Consider the following 12,877-nt stretch of genomic DNA (forward strand, 5'->3'; position numbering starts at 1 on the left):
CTGACTACCAAATAAATGGCACCATTATTTCGGGGATGATACATTGCTCTCCCAAATTATTATGCTGACAGAACCATTTGAACACCTCTGGGTTTTCCGTATTCAGGGTCATCATATCATAGTGGTTCGGCATAACATATTTTGGCTGCAGTACTCCTGCAAACTCTGCAGCTTGTTCTGCTCCTAGGTTTCCCCATTTACCATTGATTGGGACCAGCATGACTTCAGGGCTCTTTGGTGCAGCGGCTAGTACCAAAGGGTGATACTGAGTATCGCTGGTATGATAGAAATTTCGTCCGTTGGAAAATTCCACAAAATACCCAGTTGTATCAAGTACATCGATACCTGTAGGCAGGGCAAATACACCGGTAATCCTGATTTGACCGTTAGACCAAGTTTCCCCTACATCCAAAACTATAATTTGTCGATTGCTAATGCCTAAATTAGGCAGGCGTTTGGCAGTAAGCCTTGGCGCAATGAACAATGTACTGTCCTTGTTCTGATATTTTGATATGGTGCTTGGATCTAAATGATCCAAATGATCATGCGTTATGATATAGATATCTACATCAAGGTCTTCTGGTAATATGGGTGGAGAATAGAGTCGTGAAAATTCCGGGGCACCTTGTGCCGCAGAATCAGAAAGGTAAGGGTCTATAGCAAGGGTTAAATTTCCTGTACGGGCAACGTAACCTGCCTGCCCCAGCCACCATATAGCAGCTTGATTCACTAAGAGATTCTGATTTTTAATAGATTCCATAATCTCTATCTTACAAATTGACACAGAAACGCTTAACTGCCTTTTCATTGATTTCAACCCCCAACCCAACTCCTTTAGGCACAGCGATATACCCATCAGAATCCATTTTTACTGGATTTTCGATAATCTCTCGTAACATTGGGTTATCACTCACATTATATTCTAAAAACAGTGATTTAGTCAGAACTGCATTCAAGTGAAGACTTGCTGAAGTCAATAGGTCAGTTAACCAAGCATGTGGGCAGACATCAATACTCGCATATTCTGCTTCCCAGACAATTTTTCTAGCCTGAGTGAACCCTCCACAGCGAGAAAGATCTGGTTGTACAACATCGATACCACCACGTTGGATCAATTCTCGAAATCCCCAGCCAGTAGCCTCTTGTTCTCCTGCGGCAATTCTCGTCCTAACACCAGCTGACTTAACCTTATTATAACCATCGTATGATTCCGGGTTTAAAAAGTCTTCCAGCCAAAATATATTGTAAGGTTCTAGGGCGCGGCATAGTTCAATGGCATCATAGGCACTTCGATTAACCATCCAGCCAGCATCCACCATGAGTTCAACATCAGGACCCAAGGATTCCCGAGCGGCCTGGACTAGTTTGATATCTTGTTTAGGGTTCTGTCCAAATACTCCCCATCCAAATTTCACGGCCGTGAAGCCTTGCTGTAAGTAAAATTCACAGGCCTCCTTCATCGCTTCTGTAGTCGGCCGGAATAAGGTGGAAGCATAGGCACGTACCTTGTCCCTTCGAGCACCGCCCAGGATTTTATGGATCGGCCTTCCTATTGCCTTTCCCATAATATCATGGCAGGCGATATCAAATCCAGACAAAACCTGCATGGCTACCCCCCTCCTACCAAAATAGATCATTCCTCTGTAAATCTTATCCCAGAGACGTTCAACCTCAAAGGGATCTTCCCCTATGACAAGAGACCTTAATCCCTCAAATACACCAGCACCACTTTCTGGGGCATTGACCACAGCCTCCCCAACATGAGGGGCTGTTTCTACATCCGACCATCCGGAAATTCCTTCATCGGTACTGACCTTTATGAGTAGACAGTGTTTTACCCCTCGTGCTTCATCACTTCCCTCTGGTGACTTAATTTCATATGGAGATTGTAGAATAAAAGCTTCAACGTTTGTTATTTTCATAAATTTGATTGATTAAAAGTTAGAGCGACTTTGATGGCTTGATCGTGATGTTCCGCTACTAGGCGAAAGGCCTGTTTCCAGTCTGCAAATGGAATATGCTGTGTTATGACTTCATTTATAGCTAATGCTGGATCGGCCAGGCATTCCATAGCTTCATCCATCTTGTGCTCGTCGTTGCATGCTCCGACAATTTCAAGTTCTGACACGTGAAGGGTGAAAAGGTTCAGACTCACAGGCTCGATAATGTTACTGAAAACAACTAACCTGCCTCGAGGACGAAGGGCATTTAAGCAGGTCTCCAAAGCTCCGTTTGCGCTTACCGCCAGAATAGCAACATCTACGGATTTGTCCGCGACGTTGCCAGCAATCTCCACATCCGGAATCCTAGACAATCTGAATGGCTCCTTACCGATCACAATAACGTGTGAAGCACCGGCCCGATTTGCTAAACGAGAAATGATATTTCCAAAAGGTCCATCTCCCAGCACTAACACCCGTTTTCCTTTTATCTCTCCTGCCCTGGAAATGGCTTGCAGACAAACCGATACCGGTTCCAACAGCGCACCTCTATCAAAAGGAAGTGTTGATGGCAATTTTCTTACACGATCTGCTCGCTGTAGATAATATTCCGCAAAGCAACCGTCCTTGTCGATTCCTAGATGTCCCATATTTGAGCAGATGTGATCGAATCCCCTTAAGCACTCTGCGCAGTTCCCACATGGGATCACGGGATGAGACGCAACTCTATCACCAGGTGAAAAATCATCCACAGCAGATCCACATTGAACAACTATTCCCGCACCTTCGTGACCCATTGTTATCGGATACACAATGCCAAATGGGTTACTTTTCAGGTCATGCAGATCTGAGGTACAAATAGTCGCTGCCTGCGTTTTAATCAGAACCTGATCTGCTGCAGGGATAGGTACGGGTAACTCAACTTCACATAGTTCATTGAGTCCCATGAGCTGTAAGGCCCTCATAGTCTTTCCAGTCATGTTCATTGTACATTTGGAGTTGGGTGATTTAAACCTAGAAGGTTTAAAGTATCACGGTGAATAATACTTTCAATGATCTCGTCCGAAATCCTCGGCAAACTGCTATTCCCCAATATGGAATTCATGTTTCGTATATTTGCTATCGAATCAGCAGTTGTGGTGAAAGGAAAATCGGAACCAAAAAGCACTTTGCCCTGTGCTCCATACTCAACCAAAAGACTCATTGAATTATAGAACTGCCATGGCCTGTAGTAAAGTGCTGAGATATCTGCGAATACATTAGCATGCCTGCGGATCACAGCAATTGTTTCTCCTTCCCAAGGATGTCCCAAATGGGCCAACACCATGTGCAAATCTGGAAATTTAACAGCAACAGCGTCAAAATGGATGGGACGAGAATAATCTAGGTAAGTACCGCTAATGAAGGAAGTCCCTGCATGAAATAAAATTGGGAGACTATGTTTAACGCAGTATTGGTAAAGCTCAAAACATCGTTTGTCTGTAGGATGTATGTTCTGGTATAGAGGAGCCATTTTTACTCCTACTGCACCCAGATCCTGATGTGTCCTCTCCAACTCCTGCATATAATTTGGTTGAGTAGGGTCAATAGAAGTAAAGAATAGCAGCCGATTTGAAGCCAGAGCTACATGTTCTGCTACCATATCGTTGGAAATATTCCATCCAGTTTTAAAAGCTTGCAGACCAAAAACCACGGCTACATCTGCAGCTTTTGTTGTTTCGAGATGTCTCTGCTTTACATCCCCCCATTCTGCTGGGTTCACTCCGCACCTGTTTAAATCTGCAAGAAGGTTCACCCCAAAATCAATCTCCGGTCGAAAAACATGTGTATGTAAATCTACAATCATAATTTAAATATTTTAATCATTTACCTAAATCACTCCAATGACCAATAGTGAACGGCCCATGGTTCTAATCTTAAAGATAATGTTTGGTTCCCTTTTTCGAGCTTGATGAAGGGATTAGGGTGTAAACGTTGGTTCTCATCAACTGCACCTGGGCTTGCGTCAAGGACGATATGTCGAACTCGCATTTCTTTTGGCAGATCGCGGAGGTCCAACTTCAATTCAATCGTTTGATCAGAAAAATTCCACAGCATCATGTTATGCATCATTAACTTGGGGTCATAAGTAGCAAAACCATGGACTTTTTCGTGGTCCGAATTTACTTTCAATTTATTTCCAGCCATCCTGGAGATCAGTTTAAAAGAATAATAAGCGGGACGAAGTTGGTTTTGGTAATCTATTAACCCACTGAACTGTGCCTGTCTATTCCACCATCGGGTCATGAAAGCAGCTCCAGAAGGAGAAAACACTTTGGCAAAAGTGTCGTAATTTACATACCAGTCCTTTATCTGATAATAGCACGACCAGTCTAATCCTGCATCTTTCATCTGCCAAATGGTTTCTGCTATGAAACATGGTTGAAACCTTGGGTCCAAAGGAGGGTTAAACAAATCCATATTCCACTCGTTCATTATAATCTGAGGCTGAAGACCGGTAAACTGACGAGATAGGTTCTTAACGTACTCGATCTGCGCCCTTATTGCAGAAGGATCATTGTTATAGTTATGAAACGAAACAAAATCGAGCTGTAATTTCTGCTGGGAACAGACTTTCATCAATTCGGGCAGGATAGGTGATTTATAATACGCTAGTGCAGGTCCACCGACCTTTGCCTGTGGATCAGCTCTTAAAATGGCCGAGGTAGTATGTTTGTAATAACGCGCATAGCTTTCTGGTTTAAAGCGATAAGGTGTCCCTCCATCCTCACCAATATCTACCTCATTGCCAACTTCCCAAAATTGTATACCTACCTTACGATCCACGAAATGCCTTACGACCTGATACACAAACTCCTCCCAAGCCTTGTAGTCATTCGGCTCTACGATATCTTGGTCGATGACAGGGAAGAATACCTTAGGTTTCAAACAAAAGCTCATAAATGGCTTTGCTCCTGTCTCCAATATGTTGTTTACCATACTGTCCAAAGTATCAAAATGGTATTGTCCGTTTTGAGGGAGGACATCATAATATTCACTTACAAATAACCTAATAATCGCAGGGTTAAGAGCCCGAATCTCAGCGATTCTGCCAGCGAGCATGGGCTCTTCGGTCAATCCCCCCTGGCCTAATGACATTTGCTCCATTTTCATTGGCCCCAATTCTTTGGAAAAATCTATTTTCATATTTGCAGTTTGGCCGCAGGCACTGGCATAGAGCAGCAATGAAAGTACGGCCATTAAAAAGAATGATCTCATATTTAAGTATTTAAAGTTTTTTATTGAATCAATATTTAGCGGTTATCACGTATTGTTTTTCAATAGGTTGATCCAACTGGATATATTCACTGCTTACATTGAAATTCTCCCAAGGTTCTCCGTTGACCAATACGGATCGTATCGGTAACCCTTGGGGATGCCGTAACCTTACCAGCATTGCCTTTGGTGGATTTCGCTCGGATAACTCAATCTCTACGCTGATATGGTTCTCATTCAGGCCAATTATGGTATAGGAAACCGGTCCAAAATAAGTAGGTGCATCCTTTACGGTTATTTTTTTATCCTTTTCCAACCATTTTCTAGGTGTGGCCTGTGCAATGAACAGTGTATCCTGTCCGATTTCATTGAGCAACATTTTACGATAGATCTCAAACCATGCACCATCGGTACTTGGCGGACCATAGTATTGTCCCCATGCCCAGCGATGTTCTAATGAGGTAAGCTGTCCATGGGCAAAACCACTTGCCATTAGGCTGTAAAAGGCACGGATAACTGCCTTTGGATTATCGCGCAACAGGTATGTATTTGCCTGCTGGATATAAACAGGTTCATTTGCAGCCCCCTGATTTTTTAAGAACAGGTTATCCTCATGATCATTTAACATCGCAGTTGTAAGCCAGCTGTGAGGATCGAAAACCTCCAACCTTGAAAGATGCAGAGGGCCTGTATCCACATCAGATGGATACCATTGATCCATGAGGCGCCGGAACGTCATGGCATCTGCCGGTACGTAATTGATCCATGTCCCATCCTCTAACTGTACGATAGGTGACTTAACACTGGCTCTTGAAAACTCCTTGACAACATCTGCTTTCATCTTAGAGGATATGTCTAAGACCTCTTGCGCTCTGGGATGTCCATATTTGGTTAATGCCTTACCAAACAATTCCAGTCCTGCAACGAAATATGCCTGGGTAAATGCCCATTCCCTTTCGGCGGTAGTCAGATCGTTCAAAGGAGCTAGTATTAAACCGGTCTTATTTGTTCCTGAGTTGGCTTTATCGATTTGTGCGATACACCAATCTAGGGTTTTGAGGGCATTCGGTAATAATCTCTCTAATTCACTGGTATTTCCCGAAAGCAGATAATTTTGTGCTATAGCATATAGGTGGCCTGGTGAATAAACACCCCAATTTGCAAATCCGCCTATACGACCATCGGGCTGTTGTTGGGATTTGAACATGGCGGCGATTTCCTGTTCAGCTACATTTTCATACCCACGTAGACCATAGATCATATAATCTACATAGACAGCTTGATTAATAGGCCAATCAGCATTTTTTTGTCCATAGGCAGTATTTGCATACGGTAAGTCCATATGGGGAAGTCCCAAGCTATCCAGGGTATGGCGTGGTAAGACGAGCGAATGCCATAAACTGGCTCTAAATAGATCGTTCACTGCTTGCTCGGAAACCTCAAAATGCGCTCCCCTATCTATCCATTGCTCCCAATAGTTAACCGTTCGATTCCTTGCTAGATCGAACTCTAGGTCTTTTAAGAGGGATATACCATTCCCTTGCACCCCAGGAGATGGGAGCTTGACCATAAACCCTTTCGTAACTCCTGCGGGAAGATTACCACTCACAGAGAACGAAACCCTTTCTCCGTTTTCCACTGAAGGAGCCTTTTCCCCCTCGATTGAAAGGCCTTGGTCTGCCTCGACGATCAACAAAACCTGGCCGCTTTGTGTATCAGTAACAGACCATACACCTGAGGTGTTATTTAGCTCAATCCTTTTACCCTTAACCACATTTGTGAAGCTGAGGTCGAACTGGACTGGCTTGCCATCGCCGGTGATAAATACTTTACTGAGTGATACGCTCGGAATGTCACCCCTAAACACCTTTGCATCTGGATCTAGCGTGCTGACAAATTGTTCCACCTTGGCGAGTTGACCACCCTGCTCAAGTTCAGTGAGTACGATAGGTAGCCCATCGACGACCCTCTGGCTCTTCCATTTACTTCCAGGCCACTGAAAATCCAATTGGAAACGGTGGGGGGAAGCAAAATCAGGTCTGATGTTTGCCCAACGGTCAATCGCAAATTTGTAGACCGAACCGTGCTGGGCAGCTGTAACAGTTAGGTTCCCAACGGTCCCCATGTATTTTGTCTGCCATGAAACGTCCCATTCCAGTGGATTTCCAAAGTCAGGCCATAGACCCTTGAATTCCTCAAGGGTAGCATCGGGGTTCTTGGATACATCATGCAAAATACGAGACCCCTTTAGGTTTTTCAGGTGTAAATGAAAATCTATTGGTTGATCGGCAAGGGTGATATAGACATCTTGCTCTGGTAGCCACATGGCCCTATGCCTGAGCAATTGCTCCAAGCTTAAAGAAAAACCCTCTGTACCTTCTTTGTTCAATTGGATGGAAAGTATTGGTGCATCTGGCTTATTCCAGGAATCATCTTTCAGCCTAGCGGATTGGCCGGGAGAACCTTTTTCCATTAAATATCCCCACATTGCATCTCCATTTAAAGAATAACCATCCCTATGTTTGGCCAGTTCTCTTAATGGAGCGGTAGGTTTTGGCCATTTTACTGTTGCAACGAGCTCGTCAACATCCCCCTTTCCGCAATAAAGTACTGTTGTGGCTGCATTGACTTTTTCACCATTTTCCAAGTTCTTTCCTTGGAGCTTGCTGATTTCCATGCCTTCAGAACCTTTGATCAACGAAACCGTTCGGACTGCCCTTTCTGAGTTCTTCAATCCAAATGAAATTTTAATTTTGACGTGTTGGATTTTCTGTTCCTGCTGAGCAAATACGGCATCATTGAAGATCAGAATACCTGCAAAACAAATAAATATCTTACCGAACAAACGCACCCTTTTTTTTCTAATCATTTCTATTCTATTATCTACTGTACAATTTATCTATATGTCCAATTTTATCATTGAAATATCATATCGTAATTTGGATTCTGTTCCAAATTAGGGTTCTTATCCCTCGCCGATTGTGGAATCGGCAACAAATAATTCTTTTCGGGATAGAACTTTCTTTGCCCTCCACCAGCTGGCACGACCTCATAGACCCATTTTCCTCCTTTCTGTTCAATCTTCATGGCGTGTAGTGGGCCGTTTAAGTTGACATGAGCAAGCTTCAAGCGGAGCAGGTCAGGCAGGCGCTTTTCTTCAAAGGCCAGTTCCACCCTTCTCTCACGGTGGATCGCTGCCCGCATCTGTGCCTGATTCAAACCTTTTGGCAAATCCGGCAATTCGGACCTTTTCCTTACCTCATTGATGGCCTCGTAAACCGATATATCAGGGCCTACCGCTTCATTTTGGGCTTCCGCATAGCTCAATAGAACCTCAGCGTACCTAAAGATAATCCAATTTGCACTGTTGGCATTGTCCATAGCACCGGGATATTTGGGGTCTACTAGTTTTTTGGCATAGTAGCCTGTCCTAGTTGAAATACTGCTGTTGTTCAAGTCTGTTGCGTTCAGGCTCCCCACCCCCTGTTTCATTACCATAATGTCGCCAAGCCATTGAGACCCATCGTAAACAATGGTTTGATAGAATCTCTTTTCCCGGTTTACATAAGGATTTTGAGGATTATATCCTGAGGCTGGGTCCGTGATTGGGAGTCCATTTGCCATGGAATAGGAATCAACCAATTCCTGAGTTGGTCCTACGTGTCCCCAGCCCGTTAGACTCCCCCTAACAAAACGGGGTCCCGTCTGCGCAATATAGTTTGCCAATGAAGTACCCCCCATGTGCTGTCGGCTAAAGATTACTTCCACATTGTTATTGTTTTGCTCTAGGAACAGAGTACCATAGTCGGGGAACAATCGGTAATTGAGCGACATCACTTTTTTGAATGTTGCCGCTGATGCTGCCCATTTCGCTTTATCGTTTGAAGGATTGTATAGAGCTCCTGCCTTAAACAATTCACAGGACCCCTTCAGCGTAAGTGCTGCCCCTTTTGTTGCCCTGCCCGATTCAGCAGTTGGAAGCAGGTCTTTTTCAGCCTCGGTAAGTTCCTTTAATATAAATTCAACCGTTTGCTCAGCAGTATTTCGTGCCCTGAACACATCCTCTCCCTGTTCATTTTGGTTAAGTACATCGATAATGATAGGTACTCCGCCATGATACATCCACAATAGCGAATAAAAGTAAGCTCTCAGGAAACGTGCCTCAGCTAATCTTGTCTTTTTCCAATCCTCTGGAAGGGCCGAAGCACTTACCCGTGCAATGAACAAGTTGCACTTACGGATATTGGCATATTGGCCCCATTGACTCGGCGCATTGCTCGGGGTATAGATGGAAGGACCATAGATGTTCGTACTGACACGCCCTGCCTGTCCATTGATCGAGTTGTCTGAGAAATTTTCCCAGGGATCTCCAATATCCAGGCTTGGTATGGACGCATAGATATTGTTGAGGAATAGATCGGCATTTGAGCTGGTCGACCAGAGCGTACCATCGGATACCTGGTCTTTGGGTGTTACCTCTAGATATTTTGTACATGAAACTAAGCTACAAGTGATAAATATGAGTAACAATGCCTTTTGCGATATTTTTAACATATAGTTCATTTTGAATATATTTATCGTTATTAAAATGTAATGTTGAGGCCCAGTGAAAACGTTCTTTGGTTGGGGTATCCCCAACTCCCATTTGGAATCCATGAATTATTTGGACCTATTTCCGGATCATAGTTCACCAGATTTGTCCATGTCAGTAGGTTCTGACCCGATAAGAAAACCCGAATGTTCTGCATCTTTACTTTCTCTAGGACTTGGGAAGGAAGGCTATAGGAAATCGTAGCGTTCTTCAGTCTCAGGTAACTGGCATCTCCCATCCAGAAAGAAGATGTTTGGGAGTTATTTACTGTTGGAGCGGATGTAAGGCGCGGGTTTGATGCATCGGTGTTTTCCGGTGTCCAGTAATCAAAGTTCTGTACATATGGGAGCATTGTGTCCCAGAAAGGCATAATAGATGATGGGTGATAGTACCAATCAGTCTTACCAGCTCCTTGGAACAGCAGTTCGAGGGCAAAAGATTTATATTGTACGCTTGGTGAAAAGCCATAGATGATTTGTGGTGAGGCAGTTGGTTCCCCGATTACGGTAATATCGTCATCGTTGATCTTTCCATCACTGTTAATGTCCTCATACCGAATGTCCCCAGGCTGGACTGCGCCCCAAGGTTGTATTGCGATTCCAGGGTTCAGATTTCCGTTGCCATCAAAGTCACTTTGCTGAAAATACCCCAGGGCATTGAATCCAAATTGGGTTCCTAAGGGTCTACCGGTAAGGCGTCGATTAGGGTTATTGAGAGTTGTAGGGGTCTCAAAAACCTGGATTAACTTGTTTTTCGCATATGTTAGATTTGCTCCTAAAGAGACTCTCAGGTCATCAGAAAAACTATAGCTCGAGCTAGCCGTTATGTCAAACCCTCGGTTATCCATGATTCCGGCGTTTACTTGGCTTAGGCCAATACCATATTCAGCCGGAACGATAACATCTGGATTCATGAGCATATTTGACCTTTTCTCATAGAAATAATCAATTTCTAGATTCAGGAGACCTTTCCATAGATTTGCTTCCAACCCAACATCAGTTTTCTTGGCCCTCTCCCAGGTAATATTTGGGTTTGGCTCAGCTTTTTCCCTGATTCCCTGTACAGCACTGTTCCCCAAGACATAATTTGTACCAAGCACACTATAGGTGCTCATGTATTGGAACGGACTACCGGCCAAGGCACCAACCTCACCATAGGAACCTCGTATCTTAAGGTTATCTAACCAGGAAACCTTATTCTTCAGGAAGTTTTCCTCGGACAGACGCCATCCTGCAGAGAAAGCAGGAAAGAACCCAAACCTCTGTTCTGGAGCGAAAAAATAACTTCCGTCATATCTACCGCTTGCTTCCAATAAATACTTTTGTGCATAATCATAGGCAACACGGTAAACCAACCCCATCTGCCGGGAGGCACTTGAAGCACCTCCGGTACTCATATCTGCCTGGCTAGAACTGCCCATGTTCAGTTCGTCTATTGTCAAGTTGAAGTTTCTGCGCTCTGCCATCAAACTTACCAGGTCATTGCTTTTAGCTTCAAACAATCCCAAAACATTGATGTTATGTTTGCCAAAGGCACGGTCATAGTTCAAGCCAGCCTGGTAAGTAAGTTGCGCACTATGGTCCGTCGCATGGCGGAGCGAGGGTTTGGTCTGACCCCAGATTCCATCGTTAATCACGTACGGAGTTTGGGACTTATCTAGGCTCGCCTTATGGACCGGGAGCAACCATGTTTTGTTGGAGATAAAAGAAGGGTCATATGCAACTGTTCCCTTGAATTTCAGTCCTGGGACAAAGTTTATCTTCTGTTCAATGGACAGTTGGGAGTACAGTGAGGTCGTATTTAGTTTCTGGTAACCACTTTCAAAAAGGCTACCGGTCACAAATGTACCTGGCAAACCGTTACTGAAGCGGAGTGGGCCATACAAAGGGTGCAGATATCCGATTAGCTCGAATATCCGGCCCGTTGAAACCGGAGGATATAAATCATTTTGCTTTCGCCCATTGAGCGTAAAAGTAGCTGTTGTGCTGCTCGTTACATGAGCCTCTAAGTTAATCGCTAGGTTAAATCTCTCGGTATTGGTTGTAGGCCACATCCCTTCTTGAAACTGATACCCCAGGGAAGCGTAATATTTTACACGCTCGGCACCTCCTGTAATCTCCAGATTATGATTGGTCAGTATAGCATTGGGGTTGGTCAGGTCGCCCCATATATTCTTAAATGTAGGGAAAGCATCAGGATCTGAGCCGTCCTGGAACTTCTGCAAATCAGATTCAGAGTAAGGTTCAACAAGTCCCTCATTCTTAGCGGCTGCATTTCTTAGGGTAGCATATTGGAAAGAGTTCACGAAATCTGGTAGAACGACAGGGTTCTGAAAACCAACCCAGCCATTATAGCTCATGGTCGGGGCTCCCATTTTACCTTTTTTTGTTGTCACCAAAATAACACCATTCGCCCCTGCCACTCCATAAGGCGCCACAGCAGCGGCATCCTTTAAAATCGAAAAGGATTCAATGGAATTTGGATCCAGCTGCTGAAAACTGCGTGGTATCCCATCTACAATAATCAATGGCTGACTAGTTCCCGTGGAGGAGATACCACGAATGAATATATTTGAACCATCCCTCCCAGGTTCTCCAGATCCTTGTTTGACCATCACCCCTGCCAATCTCCCACCCAGACCGTTGCTTAGGTTAGAAATCGGAACTGAAGAAATTTCTTCCCCCTTCATTGTTGACACGGCCGCAGTTACAGACGTCTTCTTCTGTGTTCCGTATCCTACGACTACGACCTCATCGATTCCGCTTTGGGAGTCTTTGAGCACGATGCTCAAAAATTCCTGGGTAATCACCTGTACGGTAATTTCCTCCATCCCAGTGTATGAGACCTTTAATGTCTGGCCTATTGCCACCTCTAGAGCGAATTCGCCCTTTGAATCTGTACTGGTGCCCTGCTGGGTTTCCAGAATAATTACTGAGGCGCTGACCAAGGGAGTTTTTCCATCGGTAACTTGTCCTCTGATCGACAACTTCTTCTGAGCAGAAACATTGGAAATCAAAAAGGAAACAAAAAGCAACAACAGGAATATCTTCCTGGAATTGACTAGAAGCAAGTATTTTAATTTCATAATAAA

General features: G+C 44.2%; 8 protein-coding genes. All 8 read right to left on the minus strand.

From position 1 onward, the window contains the following. Positions 1–4 precede the first annotated feature (4 nt). From NMK93_RS18010 to NMK93_RS18045, 8 genes are read right to left on the minus strand one after another with little or no spacing between them, the layout of a single operon-like run. On the minus strand, positions 5–760 hold the full coding sequence (locus NMK93_RS18010; protein WP_254528794.1) for an MBL fold metallo-hydrolase: 756 nt from the start codon (positions 758–760) through the stop codon (positions 5–7). Positions 761–770: 10 nt separating this feature from the next. Next, entirely contained in the window at positions 771–1,922 is a 1,152-nt protein-coding gene (locus NMK93_RS18015; RefSeq protein WP_254528792.1) for a mandelate racemase/muconate lactonizing enzyme family protein, read from the minus strand. Continuing rightward, a complete protein-coding gene (locus NMK93_RS18020; RefSeq protein ID WP_368389979.1) occupies positions 1,919–2,926 on the minus strand; it encodes a zinc-binding dehydrogenase in 1,008 nt (335 codons plus the stop codon). Before NMK93_RS18020 ends, NMK93_RS18015 begins: the two co-directional genes overlap by 4 nt. Next, positions 2,923–3,786 (minus strand): amidohydrolase family protein, encoded by an 864-nt coding sequence (locus tag NMK93_RS18025; protein ID WP_254528790.1) that lies wholly within the window; start codon positions 3,784–3,786, stop codon positions 2,923–2,925. The genes NMK93_RS18020 and NMK93_RS18025 overlap by 4 nt, the downstream gene beginning before the upstream one ends. 29 nt (positions 3,787–3,815) lie before the next feature. Further along, a complete protein-coding gene (locus tag NMK93_RS18030) occupies positions 3,816–5,198 on the minus strand; it encodes a glycosyl hydrolase (protein ID WP_254528788.1) in 1,383 nt (460 codons plus the stop codon). A gap of 28 nt (positions 5,199–5,226) precedes the next feature. Continuing rightward, a complete protein-coding gene (locus NMK93_RS18035; protein WP_254528786.1) occupies positions 5,227–8,064 on the minus strand; it encodes a hypothetical protein in 2,838 nt (945 codons plus the stop codon). A 47-nt stretch (positions 8,065–8,111) separates the two neighbouring features. Further along, complete coding sequence (locus NMK93_RS18040; protein WP_254528784.1) at positions 8,112–9,749, minus strand: RagB/SusD family nutrient uptake outer membrane protein; 1,638 nt, start codon at positions 9,747–9,749, stop codon at positions 8,112–8,114. 29 nt (positions 9,750–9,778) lie between these two features. Continuing rightward, a complete protein-coding gene (locus tag NMK93_RS18045) occupies positions 9,779–12,871 on the minus strand; it encodes a TonB-dependent receptor (protein WP_254528782.1) in 3,093 nt (1,030 codons plus the stop codon). Positions 12,872–12,877: the final 6 nt, after the last annotated feature.

Origin of the sequence: Sphingobacterium sp. LZ7M1, assembly GCF_024296865.1 — a bacterium.
Taxonomy (GTDB): Bacteria; Bacteroidota; Bacteroidia; order Sphingobacteriales; family Sphingobacteriaceae; genus Sphingobacterium.

Excerpts from the sequence above, each read along its gene's own strand:
- NMK93_RS18025 (WP_254528790.1), bottom strand. The coding sequence starts at position 3,786 with ATGATTGTAGATTTACATACACATGTTTTTCGACCGGAGATTGATTTT.
- NMK93_RS18010 (WP_254528794.1), bottom strand. The coding sequence starts at position 760 with ATGGAATCTATTAAAAATCAGAATCTCTTAGTGAATCAAGCTGCTATA.
- NMK93_RS18035 (WP_254528786.1), bottom strand. The coding sequence starts at position 8,064 with ATGATTAGAAAAAAAAGGGTGCGTTTGTTCGGTAAGATATTTATTTGT.
- NMK93_RS18020 (WP_368389979.1), bottom strand. The coding sequence starts at position 2,926 with ATGAACATGACTGGAAAGACTATGAGGGCCTTACAGCTCATGGGACTC.
- NMK93_RS18030 (WP_254528788.1), bottom strand. The coding sequence starts at position 5,198 with ATGAGATCATTCTTTTTAATGGCCGTACTTTCATTGCTGCTCTATGCC.
- NMK93_RS18015 (WP_254528792.1), bottom strand. The coding sequence starts at position 1,922 with ATGAAAATAACAAACGTTGAAGCTTTTATTCTACAATCTCCATATGAA.
- NMK93_RS18040 (WP_254528784.1), bottom strand. The coding sequence starts at position 9,749 with ATGTTAAAAATATCGCAAAAGGCATTGTTACTCATATTTATCACTTGT.
- NMK93_RS18045 (WP_254528782.1), bottom strand. The coding sequence starts at position 12,871 with ATGAAATTAAAATACTTGCTTCTAGTCAATTCCAGGAAGATATTCCTG.